This window comes from Parundibacterium terreum, assembly GCF_014636315.1.
Lineage (GTDB): Bacteria > Pseudomonadota > Gammaproteobacteria > Burkholderiales > Burkholderiaceae_D > Undibacterium > Undibacterium terreum.
The window spans coordinates 763,543-779,570 of record NZ_BMED01000002.1; the positions used below are offsets into that span (position 1 = coordinate 763,543).

A 16,028-nucleotide genomic window follows, 5' to 3' on the forward strand; every position below is an offset into this window, starting at 1 on the left:
CCCATTTGCTTATTCCTATCAGCGCCAAGTCACATGAAGCGGGCCTGCCATCCAGGGAAACTTAATCAGTGAAAAACTCCAGGGCAGCCTGTCCAGCAGCATGTCAAAGCTACCCTGTGGAATCTTGAGCCGCCAGGCCTCCTCCTGAAAATGCAGATTCCCTTCGCGTCGCAAAAAGGTTTCTCGCAAGCCGGAAATGGAGGTATTGCCGATCGCACTCCAATGAGCAATTACGCCCGTCAGCATTTGCTCTATGGTGTCCCGCTCCTGTTGCGTCATTGCTATGCCGCGCACTATCGGCAAGCCGTCGGGTGCGCCGCATAGCAGCTTGTTCAGCATGAGCTGATACTCAGGTGTCGACTCTTCTCCGGTTACCGCGTATTGCAGCAAATGCACCGCTCGTTGCAAGGCTTCATCGCTGACAAAATGCCCGTCCTCGGTGATATTCAACAGATTAAACAGGCGCTGCACATAAGGTGCGATGATGACCAGGCCGGCATTGCTGATATTGGAATCGCCGTGAGCAAGCACCGGCACATCTTCTTTTCGTGCGGGAAGCGGTCGTTTCATGGAAGGCTGCCGGGCGGATTTTCCTTCATCCAAAGGCTGAAGAAGTTGAGCCATCGCTTCATCTCTTGTGATAGAGGAAGCTGCCGCCCAGGCTGTGAAGGAGGCATTCCTCTCTGTGATTTTTTTCAACCAGCCGTCTGCGCCTGCATGCGGATGCAGTTCGGCGAGGCGGCTCACGAAATCGCGCAAAAAAACAGTGGGGCTTGCCGGAGGCCCATTCAACAAGGCAGCCTGGTAAATTGCCCGCCAGATATCTAGCCCCAATGTCAGCGGAGTGCCTGAAAATGCGATGGACAGGCTGCCCGCTACTTCGCGCAACATTGGTGCGAGCTGTGCCGCAAGCCGAGGCCGAATCAAGGCGAACAGCCGTGCCAGGGTAACTCCGGGCACGATACGGGCCAGTCTGTCTATGGCCTGGGGGTGGGAGAGCGCACTTTTCAGCGCGCCTTGCAATTTTTGAGCTCTGTTCGCAATCAAGCGTTCGAGCAGCAAGCCTATGCTGGCCTCTTCCGTATTATTAAGCGTTACCTGCCGCATCAATAGAATGCTGATCAACGCCTCAGAAGCAACGGTTTCTCGTAAAGAATCTGAAATTTCTGTCTGAACAAAAATCTCGGCAGGCTCGTCGGCCTTGGGCGGCGGTGCCGGCAGCAAGCCATCCTTCTGCCGCTTGCGCCCACCTGGGCCGGCTTGGAATGCGCTAATACCGGCAAATAATGCAAGCTGCAATTCACTCTCTGAGCTAGTGCCTTGCAATGCAAAATCAAACAGGGTACCGATGACAGGCTGAGCGATCCTGGAGTCACGCCCGCTCTCAGTCCCGGGCGCGCCGGCTGCTGTCTGCATAGGTAATACATCGATGAATGCCTGCCAGAACCGCTCCTGTACCTGCGCATCGTGGCGAGCAAGTTGAGCATGAATCAAAGACTGCCACTCCCCGGCGCTAAAGGATGCCGGTTCAGCTTCTGATATCTCGCTACCGGTAAATATCTGATCCGTCAACTCAGGATAACTGTCGCCCAGCTCTTTTATCAGCATCTGGCGTAAAGGCAAGGCTGTCGTGTCTTCCATGCGGCCATCGGCTTGTTCGCGCATGCATTGCTGCACCGCTGCCAGATACTGATTGCCGAACAGGGCTCGCTCCAACATCTGAATCAGAGGCAGGGCCGTGATTGAGGAGGTCGGACCCTGTAAGCTGGAGTCAGGGCCCCCAGGCTTTGCGGAATGAGCGGTACTTTGTACTTGAACTTGCAGCACTTCACGCCACGCCAGCGCCGATTGCGCAAACTGATCCTGACTCATATCTTGAGAGCCCGGTGAGTGCAAAAATTGCAACAGGCTCTGCATCCAAAGTGCAGAGTCATGCTGCAAAGGAAGGGAGTCTTCCATGGCTTGCGTGAAGGCGAAGCGCAAGACGCGTCCTTGAAATTCGCTGAGCGCGAGAGGCGCAGCGAGCATTGCATTGCACTGCGCGTCATGCTGCAATATGGGCGCTACCAACTGATACACAGGTGCAGACAAGGCATTCAGCAGCTCCTTGAGCATGCCGACATCGGTGTTCGCGATCAGCCGTTCTCTCAAATCGGCGCGCCGCAAATAATGCCGCGCAGCTTGCGCCAGCAAATCTGCATGACAGTCTATGATTTCCGGCCAGATAGCATGCAGCAGGTTAAAATCGGCTTTCAGCATCGCATTCGCCAGGCGCTGCGGCAAGCTCTGCTGCACTTGCTCGGGCAATGTCGATTCCTGCGTGGGCACAGGTGCCCCGGCAGGCGCTTTTACGGGCGAGGCATCAAGACCTCTCCACTGGACCCGGGCAAAGATCGAATCCAGTTCAGTGACGAAGCTGGCTTGCCCCGGGATAGACAAGCATTCATCCAGCTCTGTCCATGCGACGGCAGTTACGCCAAAGTTCTGGTCGGTGATATGACTAAATTCTTTCAACAATCCTTGAGGTAAATATTTCCTCAGCTGACTCAATATCTGAGCGAGGAAATAGGAGGGCCCGATCCTCCCCCGATATCTATTTTCATACGCTCTTAAAGCAGATCCGGCATTGCCATCGGCAAGATGCAATGATATCCACTGCACCAGCCAGACTCGAAAGCGCGTATCTGTTAAGAGTGCGGCCAGCTTTGTCTGCGCGAGCTGGCTTTCCAATAAAACGTAGAATTCGCTGTCCAAGGTGTGGCCCGCCGGAGGCTTCCCACTATCGGCCGTCGCGCTGTGCATATCGGCGGCAAATGGCGTCGCAAGTGCGGAGACGCCGGCATTACGCTCCAGCCTCTCAGGCAACTGGGAATCACCATCGCTGGCCAAGAGAATCTGCTCAAGGTCAATCGTCTCCTCGGATGCAAGCTGCTGAAGCAGGCGCCTAAAAAACACATGAGCAGAAATGGCCAGTAAGGCCTTTTCCTCAATCGCCACAAGCAATATTGAAATTGTCTCAGGCGCTTGCTGAAATTGGATCCATGTGCGTACCAGCAGATGCAGTTGCGCCGAATTCAGCGCGTGCAACTGCACATCAAGGCGCAGGCTTTGTGCGACAAAATCTTTTAGCTTATCCTGGGACTGTAAAGCAGCCTCCAGTGCCTTGTCCAAGGTGTTCGCCAAAGTTTCATACGCCTGAATTTCGGAAGATTCGGCAGGACCAGCAAGCTCAGGAGATTCTCCTTCCCGCAAATCTTCGTTGCCTGCATACTCACGCTGACCGTTTTCCTTCAGAGGAATATCCCTATAAGCCGGCTGCTGCTGCGCTTGCAGCGCCAATGCCTCCATATCGAGCACGCCATCGAAATGCAGGCTTTGCAGCACCAGTTTCATGAAAAGCACGGGATCGCCTGCCTGCCCGCATTGCGAGTCGATCACATCCAGCATCAGGCTGCAATCTTGATTGGCATGCAGCGGATCGTGCATGAGCCACCAATTCAGCCACTGCCGTAGGTCGCCCAGCGTCATCGGCAGTTCCAGCAAATTAATGCGCTGTTGCTGCCAATCGCGGAAGTTTGCCAGCGAAGGATCGATCAGCGACCCGGAATTTTGTGCCAGATACTCTGGGCTGGCAGGCGCTGCGGAACCTGTGCTCGCCGCGGCAGCGTGGCTTATCGCTTCGCCGCTTTCCGAAGAAAAAACCGGCGTGTCGCTTTTTCTGATTTCCCCTGATTGCAGAACGCGGTCGTTCAATACTTGCAGCACGGCGGCCAGCTGTCTTTCCACTCTGACTTCATCCGTCATCGCCCATATGTGTTTTCCAGCCGCGAAGCGCCCCCCAAGCTTCTGAATTACTAACTTCATCAGCCCATCCGGGGTAACTGACGCGATATCGGTATTGAGTAAACACTCCAGTGCAGACTCCATGATGTCAGCCGTGATCACCGGTATGGACGCAGCACCGATTGCAAACGAAGCTGATGGATCGCCGGTTTTTTCCTTGCCATAAGCTGGCCCCTGAGCGGACAGAAGTGCAGGCAATTTTTTTTGCAGCTGCACCAGCAGAGCGGCAATCTGGGGCTGCAGCAGAGAGGCGAGGTCAAGCTGCTGTTCAAAATTCAATTGCTTCACCAGGTGATCGATTGTGCTGCGGCGCATATCACCGGAAAGCTGCTGCCAGATATCCCGAAATTGCTGACGTTGCGAAGTTAAGACCCGGTGCCATATGCGAGCCAGCTGCGCCGCATCTCCTTGACGAAGCATCGCCTCCAGATCGGTGCCTGCGACGCCGTGCGCAATTGCTTTTCCTGCGGCATTGATCAGATGGTCCTGCTGGGCCTGGGTATTTTCCGCGTTTTCTTTTTCTGGCGCGCTGGCCGTAAGCGCTTCCGCCTTGCTCTTGCTACCCATCTCGTTCAAGAGATCTTGCCCGTTACCCTGGACAGAATGGGAGGTGGCAGTATCCGTGGGCAGAAAGGCCTTATCCCCCGTGCCGGCTTGCCGGTTATCCGCTGAAATCGTGATGTCGTCCATGTGAGCACCGGCATCAAACAGCGCCAGTATCTGGGATGCCTTATCCGGTGCTGCGTGTAATACACGCGCCCATACATGGTCCAATACACGCTGCGGCGCCAGTTGCCCGGGCGCCACGGCGAACCACTCGGGCAGCACCGGCTTTAGCAATGCATATAAATAATCTCGGGATACAAGGCCGGCCAGGCGCTCCATCACCCAGGCGCTCTCTACCTGTATCGCCGACAGGATATCAAACAGCACATCATCGTCAAACTGCGCCAGCCATGTTCTCCATAGCTGCGGATGTTCGGCATGCAAATGTTGCGGCGCCTGGACAAGCAGGCGGTGCCAAAACGGCAACAGCAGGGAGAAGTCGCCCGCATCGAGGCCGCGTTTGATGATGGCGATTTCTGGCCGCGTAAATACTGCATCAGGGGCGATGAAATCAGCCCCGCCGTTGTTGTTGCCGTTGCCGACAGCGGCTTGGGCTATGGGCGGCAGGTCGCCGCTATTGCGCCTTTGTTCCGGATTTTGCCGGCCAGGATATGCTGCAGCCTGATCAAGCCCGCTTTGTCGGACAGGTTGATGCGCCAATTTACTCACATCCTGTCTGATCAACAAAATTTGTTGCATCAAAGCTGGGCTGTGCCCGCCGTTTTCCAGCAGCTTTTCATACGAGAGCAGCAGGCTTTCCTGAGTCTGCCCCTGGGCCTGCCCCAACGCCTGCGCCCAGCTTTGCATCAATTCTATTACGCTGATTGCCGCCCGTTTGCTTTTCAGCAGCAGCCAGCGCCAGAACATCTCTGCCCTCATTTCAGTCTTCATTTCAACGCCGTGCTGGCAAAGCAATTCCAGAGAGATCCACTCCAAAGCGGATGCGCGCTCCTGTTCCGGCCAAGAGTGAAATAGTACGCGCGCAATACCGGACAGTTCGGCAGAATCGAACTGCCGCACCAAGCGGATGAGCATCTGCGGCTCCCGGATGACTGTCTGAAGCACGTCCGCTGCCTGTGAACTTTCAAGCAGCTGTTGCAGCAAATGCCTATGTGCAAGGCGAGGATCGGCGGAAACAGCCCAGGCGAGACTGCCAGTCCGCAGAAAGTTCAGGAAATGCTCGCCTTGCGCATGTTCGCGCTCCTCTACCAGGCTGGTCACTGTCGCATCCTCCAGAGACAGGCTCAGCGCTGCCGATAATTTCGCAAACAAGCGGCGTACCAGCTCGGTCTGCGAGTCACACTGCGACTCATGCTGCGACTCATGCTGCGACTCAAGCTGCGATACCGTGCCCAAATCGATCTCCAGCCTGTCGATGCGCCTCAGCTGATTTTTTCTATCATGTTGTTCTATGGTTTCTTCTATCACGGGCAGTAATGCAGTTTTAATCCAATCCGCCAGGCTCAGTCCATCCATCGTCGTTCCTGCGAACGAAAAATCAAAAGTCAAGCCGTGGATAAGATTAAGAGGGCGCATGCTTATAACCAGTACCGGTGACTATGCTGCTGCGAAGATTTTCTGAGAAATTCGATAAGCTGGTCGGCTGCGATATCTGTCTGCTCTGCAGCTTCCCCCGCCCCCACGCTTGGTCCGCTTAAGCCGCTTAACAACTCCAGCCAATTCCGGTATCGCAACTCAAACTGCGCCAGCAACGCAAAATCCAGCCAATAAAATTCGGGCAGGACATGCGCCGGCAAATTTTGCACAATCAACAACTCCATCCATGCGCGGCAACCCGGATCGGTAAACCTCGCGGTGAAAACAGGTAAGATCACGCTGATACGATGGGCATAAAAATCTTCTGAAATCGTTCGCGACACCTTGTTGCCGCGTGGGCGCAACAACACATGCTCCAGCAGGTGAAAGCCTTCGCAAGTTTGGCTCAGGGCGATGAGTTTATTTTGCAATTGCTGGGCTGCACCAGCCAATTCATCCGTGGGCAAAAGCATGATAGGCCAACAGTGTTCATCGTCGACATTCAGGCACAGCCAGCCTTGTTTTTCCCCAACCGGCAGCACGCGATAATTTTCTCGATGTATGCCTGCCAGCATCAGTGACGGGCAAACCACGCCGTGCGGCACATCCGTCATCGCGCCCGGCACTGCAACGCTCCTGACAAGCGCCATGGTCTGTTCGTAGCGCACCTCTTGCGGATAGTCGGCTAGCTGCTCCAGCCTTTTTTTATAGCGTGCATTACTGATAAACTCCAATTTTCCTTCGCCGAGGCCGGCGATCAGCGAGCGTCCAACCGCGCCCTCGCTCGCACCGGACAGGAGTTGAACGCGATGCTGGATGGCTGCATAGTTATCTCCTGTCCAGTATGCTGCCTGCACATTCATCGCATTTCCGCGGTCGGCGCTTAATTGGCAAAGATGGTGCAGTAGGCGAATCTTGCAGCGGATAAGATGCTTATCTACATCTTCAGTGTGATAAACGTCATAGCGCCGCATCCTGTCCGCAGGGAACACTTCGCCATACATCGCCAACAGACTGTCCAGCACGCGGTTGCGCCTGTCGGTAAATGTATCTTGCTCATGCAGCACCGCATCCACTTCTCCGGGTGTGGCATTTTCCTGATAAAGGATCTCCAGGTTGGGTACTTCGCTATCCCGCAGGAACTGCGCGAAATAGGTTTTGTCGAGCGTGTCGCTGATCGAGTAAAGCTCTTTAAGTCCCTGCAGCGAGGCCAGATAATTCGCCATCATCTGCTCGAAAGGATATAGATAGGCCTTCAGTTGGCGCGCGCGCGCATGGACCTCCGGCGGGTCGGATTTCGGCACGCCGTAATGGTTAATGCCATAAATGTCAGGTGTATGCTCGCCTATCGACGAGTATTCGCCAAGCGTACGATACTGGCCTTGCGGCAGCTTGATCAGCCGTTCCAGGTTGCCCTCGTTATTGCGGAAGGCATCATGTTCGAATTCCAGCTTTCTGAGATATAAGGCAACCTGCTCGCGAAACTGTACCGTATGCCTGTTGGGCATTTGCGGGTCTTCATCCTGTGCGCCGACGGGCAGTTGTCCGGCACTCTTGCCGTGCATCAGGCGCAGAGATTGCGTTGCCGCCGGTGTAGAAGGAAAAGCCAGGACGGGGCACACATCGCCCGATTGTGCCAGGCGGATCTGCTCAATCGCATTGCCTTGGGTGTCGATCAGAAAGAGCTTTTTAACCTGCTTGACGCCCCGGATGTGGCGCACCAGAGTGATCAACCTGATGGAATCGATTTCATAGTTCGATTGCGCAAAATGGTTGTCCTTGATGTAGCCATGGTAGGTCAACGGACCTTCCAGCATGGATTCCCAGCTCATGCCTTGCGCCAGTGCTTCTTCAAAACGGGTAACCTGGCCGCCCGATGAAATCAACTTGGCGCAACGGAAATAGATATCTGCATAAATTTCGGCGGCGGGGCGGCTGTCGTCAATCTCTATATCGCCGCCCAGCGTATATGGCTCGGAGCGGACCACATACACCTGATCGACATCGCGGCACAAATTGCGGTGCTCGGACAACAAGGAAATCACTTTTTTCCTCAGTTCTTCGTCAGATAGCTCGCCGGCATGAAACAAGGATCGGCGCGGTTTTATATACACGGAGAATAGGCCGTTCGCCATGCCTTTACGCTGGGAAGAGTTGATCCACACATCGTCAACCGACGCCAGCTTGTCGTAAATCAGCTTGCAAAAATCGATATCCGTGACCGGCTGGTTGGGAAAGATGTCTTGCGGCGGAAACAGCGCCTGCTGGCGAAATGCTATGTCCCCTTCCGGGCCTGCAAGGAAATCGGCAACGTCAAAATCGGTACGGTAAACCAGGTCTGTCAGGCCATAGCAGAGCAGCTCCAACAATGTGACACCGGGATCATGCAGGTTGTAATCGGTCCATTGACCGCGCGACAAGGCCTGCAGCAAATCAATGCCCTTGCGCCGCAGGCCGTCAAAATCGAGGCCGTCGGGATCGCTTTGCAGGCGCTTGATATGGTCTTCAGTCATCACTCAAGCTCACCTCGGCCGATTGCCGGGACTGCTGCTGGGCAGCCCGCATCTGCTGATGCATGCTTTGCAATAGGCGATGGACGCGATTGAAAGGCATCTCGCCCAGCGCTTCGAGGATCAGGCGGACCTGCGCAGAACTCAATACAAACGTCGCCGCCGACTCTTCAGTGCTATCCGCAGCGAATTCCGCACGCGCCTGCTGATTCAGGTAGCCGATCAGCTCAAACACTTGCTTGAATGGCCGCTCGGCCAGCCCCTCCAGGATAAGATTTCCCTGCGCCAGCGTAAGCTCGAGGCTTACGTATTTGGTCGTCAATTCAGACATGCGGTCAGCTCCTTGCCTTGCCTTTTCCATCGTACTGCGGGGTAGGCTGACGCAAGGGCTTCTGGTCGCTTTCCAGCATCAGGGTATCCTGCCACAGCTGCGTCATGTGATACTTGATCCAGACATCGTCGCCGTAGGTGCAACCGACCCGCATTTGTAACTTGAACTCAAACGATTTGTCTTCGCCTCCGCCGACCCAGCGCAGCTCAATGCGGCTGCATTTATTTCCAAAATGGGTCTGATGGTAGGTGATATGCCCGTTCGTGTTAAACGCATTCAACGCAAAGGCGTGCATCAGCGCGTAGCGGCCTTCGCTGTCTTTTGCGCCTGCGCCGGCCATTACTTCCCAGGCCTGGCAGCCTGTCATGTAGTCGGTGATGTCATACCAATTGCCGTCGGCGGGAACGGCCAGTTCACCGCTGCGGCCAACACGCGCATGCGAGGAAATTGTTCCGGCCACATCAAGTTCATGCTGAGGATTATTTTGCAGTATGCCGACAGTGGCGCGCTGGATTCCGTCGGCATCGACACTGCTGGAGAGCGTCAGCAGCGAATGGCTTTTCGCATCCTGAAAGTTCAGGCTGTTGGTCGCCTTGTCCAAGCCCAGGGACCACAGGGCATTACCAATATTAATGTCTTTGTAAAAGCTGAACAGCTTCCCATCCCGCAATTGCGCAATTTTGAAACCAGCCTCGGGAGATTTTTCAAATCCCTCATCGAGCATGTTCAGCATTGACTCAATCAGCTCGGAGAAATCTTCCTGTGTAGGCATTTTTCCTTGCTCAAACTGTTCTTTGAGCATAGCCCTGGTTCTTCTTGTCATAATTTTTTCCTCGCCGGAATGATGAAGGTGGAACCGACTTTGAGCTCATTGATACCTATCGGCGTAGGCGGCTTTGGCTCAGATTTATCCGTGAGCACGATCCAGTGCTGGTTCATGGGAACGCCAATACTCCAGGGATAGCTGGGATTGATCGATTTTTTTTCTATGCTTTCAGTGGCGTTGTCGCGTAGCGAATACAAGCGGTCGGCACGGTCGCCAACAGGAACAATCTGCAGCAACGACACACCGCTGACCTCTTCCACATAGCCAAGGTCAAGCAGGAAGGAGACCACATCGTGCTGGCGCAGTATCCATCCGAAGTGTTGATTGATACCCTTTGCATTCCAAGGCGACAGATAGTCGCATAGCGCCTGATTGATTTTTTCGCTGAGGCGGCCGCTATTGAGCTGCGACGTCAATTTGATCGTGCAGCGCACTTGCACTTCTTCATAGACCGGATTTTCAACGCTGATGCTGGCATCTGGCGAAGCGTATTGCCGGACGAATTTTTCGATTTCGTGAATCAGGAATCCACTCAGCGTCGGCTTTTGATTCACGTGCCCGTCCCGATTCAGATACGGGATCGCAACAATCAGGATATGGCCCGGGCGGAGGCGGCGTTTAGGATCTTCCTCCGAACAGAGGCTCGGGAAGCACTTGACCTTGTAGACTTGCGGAAACTGCTCCAGAATCAGCAGCTCGATGTCGGCCGGCGTCAATGCTCTATTTTTATGGCGCAGGCGCTCACTGGCACGAACTCTGAACTGCTGCGCACTCTCCGCAGCCTTGCCGTCAAACGAGCGGCGAATCTGATAAATGCTATCGACACCCGGAATGTTCCTGCGGCTTTTGGTGATGCGCATCGCGGGGATGATGGCGTCCGGCTTCTTGCCCTGGTCGGCGCGCCAGGTGACTTTGATTGCCTGCGCATAAATCGAATACAGGCTGCAAAAGCGCTCCACCCCATGCTCTGCCGATACGCTCAGCCAGAACTTACCGGCAGGCATTACCGTATTGTCGGTATCGATGTCGTCAGGAAGTTGCAATAAGACGATGCCGCTGGTCATGAATCCTTTGGTAGAGTCTTCCAGTATTTTATTCGCGTCCAGCTTGCGCCAGCGGTTCCCCGACAAATACCACCATGCCAATCCGCTATCATTTATATGCGTCATCGGCAAGGAGTCTTCACGCAGATAAAAATACAGCGACAGCGTGCCTCTCAATTGCTTTCCCTCCACACCGATAAACAGATTGCCCATAGCGTTATAGGCAGGAATCTGGGAGATTTCCTTGGTGTCGCCCGAAAACATGGTCTGCCAGCCCACAGGATGCAGGTGAATGAAGCTTTCCTGATCGCCCTGATTTGCGGCCGAACGGTTTTTTTCAAAGTTGATCGTTGATACCGCCTTGTAATTCAAGGCGATGCGACTGATCTGGGGAGTGTAAGGCGGGTTAGGCAAAGGCTGCATCAGAACCGCCTTCTTTTGCTGTGCATTGTGCGTCAGCACCCGCGAAAGCAGCGCAGGATACTCCTGATGCCCTAACGCCGCCTCGGGGCTATCCAGTGTCAGCTTGAAGAGTCCGTTCATATTGCTCGATGTGTAACCGAACGCAGCGGCCCCCGGGTCGGGCAATGCCCCGGTGGGCTTGTAGTATTGCACCGTCGGAAGAAAGCTGATGTTGTTCTCGGCGCTGGTCAGATTACTGGGGCTGCCGTCGGAATTCACTTCGTAGCGGAACAGATTGGCGGCATTGCCGGCCCGGATCCACTTACCGTCCGCCAGCACCGACAGGCTCGCCAGAACTTCGCTGCTCCTCAGCGGGATATCGTAAGTACGGTAATAGGCGGCAAATCCACCCAGCCCTATCGGTAATCCTGTCCACTCGACGTCGATAGATAAATCGCGCAACTGCTTGTAAAGGATTTCTTCGCAACCGATGATCAGATAAGACCCAACGGCAGGCAAGGGGCCGAAAGGCATGAAGGGCGACAGTGCGCTCAACTGCCCTATCTGGTTATATAGCACCAGGCGCCGCACTGCCTTGACATCGACTTCGATACGGATATCTTGCAAAATCCATTGCGACAAGATGTCGTAGGGATAGCGATATTCATTTTGCGTCATCTCAAACCGCATCAGCGGCAGTTTCGTCTCGTAACCCGGGCCATGCAGCGCAGCTTGGTAGCTAATAATTGGCGGTACGCTGGCAGGCAATACAAATTCTATGGAAAGGCAGTCTTCGGGCAGATCCAGATTCAGCGCCCGATACTCAGGACGATATTCGCTTACCTGATACCAGCCATCCTGCGTCGTCAATCCAATGCGAAACATGCTGCGGAACAGCTTGACGAACACATCGCTCATACGGATCGAACCGGCTTGCTCGGAGCTACGCTTTGCGTCGCTCTGCAATTGCTCGACTATGCTTTTCAGGCTATCTTCGATAGGGTGTTTCCGGGCGCCCGGATCATTTGCGCTGGACGATTCTGCCGGGTCGCGGTACTGGAACAGCACGCGAACGGTACGCTCACCTTCCCGCATCAGCAAGGCCTTGCTGGAGACGGCAAAACCAAAGCGGGCTGTAGTGCCGCCGTGCAGTTGCTCACCCGGTTTAGGCGCCCCCATCAGGGGTACCGGCGGCAATTTCTCATGCTCATTCTCGTCACTGTCGAGCTGCAGCAAATCGAACTGCCGCTGGTAACAGCCTGCCGTAGTAAACATGGGTGCCGACTGCCCCAGCACCTCATTTGTCCCTGAGGCATGTGAAAAGTGGCGATCGAAATACAGCGAATGGATTGCTGCAACGCGCGCATCGCTGAGCATGGACGCACTGCCGGTTGCGTAGACGATGTCGTGCTGATCAGCATCGACACCGGCAATAAATTCCGTGCCTGCATCAATCTGAATCTGCCGCGCCGCCGCTGTGGGCCGTATCACCAGAAAAGCGCTGTCTGCTTTTTGCCCCTGGGCCTGCATGCCCAGCACGCGCTGGAAATAAAAGTCGATGCGCTTGTCGCCGAAACGATTCAGGCGTTTTTGCAGTTGCTGGAACAGCTGGATAAAAGCTATGAGCAGGCTAGTTCCCGGGTCATGCTGGCCACTCAGCAAGGAGTGCGGCAATAGACTGCGGATGCCGTTTTGCAGCATACGTATTGCCTGTGTCAGTGTATGAAAATTATGGCGAATCTCGCTGGCGGAAAAATCCTGCATCTTCTCCGGAACGGGTGCGGTATCCAGGTCTGTCAGATGGATGAAATGCGGCGTAAATACCCTGCCAGCAACACGCATCAGCGACGGCGGCGCGGATGCGACGAGTGTCCGCATTTCCCATTTCAAGCCGCGCAAAATTCCTTGCAGCAGTTGCCTTACCTCCTCGCCGACCTGTCCATGCAGGGAAGTGACGGACTTCATCCAGGCATTCAGCGCACGCGCTACCAGCATGGGCGAATCAATCCGGTCGCGATACCCGCCCTCCAGCGGCCGCTGAATATCCGGGCGGAACCAGTATCCATACACCGGCTGCTCCTGCAGGCGGACTTCAAACTGCGCTAACATCTTATCGGTATCAATCGCCAGTACAGACGCCATGAAAATGGCCTCATCCGCGCTAAAAAATTGATGCCAGTCGCCCTCGGCGCGCAAATCCAGCTGATAGAAGCGCATCAGGCGAGCATATTCGGTCGCCAGGGCGATGAGCTGCTCAAACGACAATTCGCTAGGCTGAAAATAATCGCCGCTCAGCGCAGGCGGACGGCGATGCAACTGATCCCGGCCGTCAGTGACAATGATGCGTGATTTCATCATCAGCATGGGCCAGCATTAAAATTGCACATCTGTCCCCTCCCGGAAATAAAACGGATAGACGATGTTGTGCCTGGCGTTGGTGCTGATGACGGTATAAAAAATGGAAAAATCAAGGCGCCCCTCCTGTGCCAGCGAGGTATCTTCGAGGATGGACTCCAGTACGATACGCGGTTCAAAAAACAGGATTGCGCGCCTGATCAAGTCCTTAAGAACCGTGACCGTGCTTTCATTGACGTTTTCATAAATCTGGCTCTTCAAACCGCAGCCGAAGCTTGGCTGCATCACGCGCTCACCGGGCGTCGTTGACAGCAATATTCGCAGGCTTTGTTTGATGTCTTCGTCTGCGCTGACCATCTTGACAACGCCGCGCCTGGAAAACTCCGGCGGAAAACTCCAGCCGGTACCGAGAAATGAGATATCCGTATCCACTTTGATCTGCCAAAAATAAATCCATTAGAAATTAACCGCCAACGATCACGGTCGGAAAACCCAGCACGATATTGCCGCCATGCGCCGTGGTGTCCCCCATGCGGGCAGCCGGCCTGCCGCTGATCAATACCGTTGCGCTTCCTTTCACAATGGAGTCCGGCGGCCCCACGCAGACGCACAAATCGCCCACCACTGCGGCCGGCAAACCGCCGATCAGAACATTCGGAACGCAGGGCCCGGAAATCGGCCCGCCGACATGCGGTATCGGCGGCAATCCGGGCGTTACCATGGGGCAGACGTGCATATCGGTGATGCGGGCAGCAAGTGGCATTTCAATGCTCCTGTTAGTTGATCATGACCAAGGCGCCTTTGACCGTGGTCTGCCCTGCCGCCGACAGTTCCGCCGTGGCGGCACCCTTGGCGGAAAAGCCGATATTGGCGGTGTTATTGATATTTAGCCCAGTAGTCTTGACGTCCATCTGAGCAGCTATTTCGACGTTTTGCACGGCCGAGATCGCCACCTTGCCCAGCGCCTTGATGGTGATGTCCTTTGGGCTATCCAGCAAGATCCCGGTAGGGCTGAGTTCCACCTTATTGTTGTTCTGGTCGTACAGTAAGATGGATTGCGTATCGTCGCTGATCACAACCTTGTTTTTGGCGGGCGTAATAAAGGTGATAACCTTTTTGTCGTCATCAAACTCCATTTTTAATTTGCTGCGCGTGACCAGCGCCTTGAAATTGTTCTCCGCCGTTAATTCATATGGCGGAACGTGTTTGCTGCTATACAGGCTGCCTAAAATGACCGGACAAGACGGATCGTTATTGAAGAACCCCAGTACGACCTCATCCCCAATCTCGGGGATGATAAAGGCGCCAAAACCGGCTGAACCGTAAAAACTGGCGAAGCGCGCCCACACGCCGGCAGTTTCGGCATTCATGAGCGGTACCGAGACCTGGATCTTGTACTGCCCTTCCGGGTCCGCATCCAGTTTCAATACAATACCGATATGCAAACCGCAAATGCCCGCTGTCCATCCTGCGGCTTCAGGCGCCTGCAACTGATGATCCTCGGTGAACCAATAAGCCGGCATGCCGAACTCTACTTCGCTGATCCAGTTGCCATCCTGGAGGCGATGAATGACATTGCTGGCGATGACATTGCCGTTAAAATGCGTGCCGACGCCAGCCAGTTCCAGCAGCACGCCCGGCTTGGCCAGCGAGCTCCCCTGAAACTGCATGCGGCCGCGAATCCGCGACAAGGCCGCCTTGGTTTGCTGCGCCTTGGTCCATGCCGTCAGCGCGGCGCTCTCCAGCGGAGCGGCTGTCTGCAAACCAAAGTCGCCCGCCCCCAGCACGCTTGCAAGCGTCGCCGAAGTGATGTCGCCCTGCCCCGTCAGCGTGACGGGCGGTGCAGTCTGGTGCACCACCGCCAGCTTTGCCAGGTCCCAACTGGTACCCGTCACAGAACTCAACTGCCAGCGTGCATCCAGGTCTGCATGAAATTCGATCAAATCCATCCCGTAGGTCAGGGTCAGCACCGGCGCGCCGCTTGCCACCGGTGCCTTGACGCTGATCTCGCCTGCGTCTACCGTCACCAGGAAGCCATTGGCTTCGGCCCGCGCCATCATATAGTCCCAGTCCGTCACGTAGTACTGCACCAGTTCTTTGTAAGTAATGCTGGTAGCATCAACGGACGAGCTCAGGCCTGCATGCTTGGCAATCAGTGCGGAAATAATCTGGCTGTCGGTTTTTTCCACATAGTTTGCATTTTTGCGTCCGACTGTCATCGCCAGCGCTTTGTCGCGGCACTCGATAATCAGGCGCGCATAGTTGTCGCCCGTTATCTTGACCGAATGTTTCACAACGACTCCCGTAAAAATAGGCGCGACCGTCTCGTCATAGCCGGCATTGATGACCACTACCGTGCCCGGTTTGAAGTTGCCCGCGTCGCTGACAGGAAATGCGGCGTTCGGCATATCGCCATCAATGACGGTAATCGTCGCCGAAGGAATGCGGTTGGCACCGTGATTGGTTTCCACCGATACGACCTGCACAATATCGGGCACCGGCTTGCCGTCGCAGGTTATGGTGAAACTTAAAACACCGGTACTGCTGGCTAAGGGAGAAATTGCCATTAAAACTCT

At 55.0% G+C, this 16,028-nt stretch carries 8 protein-coding genes; all 8 read right to left on the minus strand.

The features are described 5' to 3' along the window. Nucleotides 1-18 precede the first annotated feature (18 nt). The 8 genes from IEW12_RS12465 to vgrG are packed head-to-tail and all read right to left on the minus strand — an operon-like array spanning nucleotide 19 to nucleotide 16,019. Nucleotides 19-5,985: a contractile injection system tape measure protein gene (locus tag IEW12_RS12465; RefSeq protein WP_188566351.1), complete on the minus strand. Its 5,967-nt coding sequence runs from the start codon at nucleotides 5,983-5,985 to the stop codon at nucleotides 19-21. Nucleotides 5,986-5,987: 2 nt separating this feature from the next. After that, nucleotides 5,988-8,498 (minus strand): baseplate wedge protein, encoded by a 2,511-nt coding sequence (locus IEW12_RS12470; protein WP_188566352.1) that lies wholly within the window; start codon nucleotides 8,496-8,498, stop codon nucleotides 5,988-5,990. Continuing rightward, entirely contained in the window at nucleotides 8,491-8,826 is a 336-nt protein-coding gene (locus IEW12_RS12475; protein ID WP_188566353.1) for a hypothetical protein, read from the minus strand. The genes IEW12_RS12470 and IEW12_RS12475 overlap by 8 nt, the downstream gene beginning before the upstream one ends. Before the next feature lie 4 nt (nucleotides 8,827-8,830). Next, entirely contained in the window at nucleotides 8,831-9,649 is an 819-nt protein-coding gene (locus IEW12_RS12480; RefSeq protein WP_188566354.1) for a hypothetical protein, read from the minus strand. Continuing rightward, nucleotides 9,646-13,455 carry a baseplate J/gp47 family protein gene (locus IEW12_RS12485; protein ID WP_188566355.1) on the minus strand — a complete coding sequence of 1,270 codons (3,810 nt, stop codon included), beginning with the start codon at nucleotides 13,453-13,455 and terminating at the stop codon, nucleotides 9,646-9,648. The genes IEW12_RS12480 and IEW12_RS12485 overlap by 4 nt, the downstream gene beginning before the upstream one ends. 15 nt (nucleotides 13,456-13,470) lie before the next feature. Further along, a complete protein-coding gene (locus tag IEW12_RS12490) occupies nucleotides 13,471-13,884 on the minus strand; it encodes a GPW/gp25 family protein (RefSeq protein WP_188566356.1) in 414 nt (137 codons plus the stop codon). Nucleotides 13,885-13,915: 31 nt separating this feature from the next. Further along, nucleotides 13,916-14,215, minus strand: coding sequence for a PAAR domain-containing protein (locus tag IEW12_RS12495; protein WP_188566357.1), 300 nt, complete (start codon nucleotides 14,213-14,215; stop codon nucleotides 13,916-13,918). A gap of 13 nt (nucleotides 14,216-14,228) precedes the next feature. Further along, on the minus strand, nucleotides 14,229-16,019 hold the full coding sequence (vgrG, locus tag IEW12_RS12500; protein WP_188566358.1) for a type VI secretion system tip protein VgrG: 1,791 nt from the start codon (nucleotides 16,017-16,019) through the stop codon (nucleotides 14,229-14,231). Between the last annotated feature and the right edge of the window lie 9 nt (nucleotides 16,020-16,028).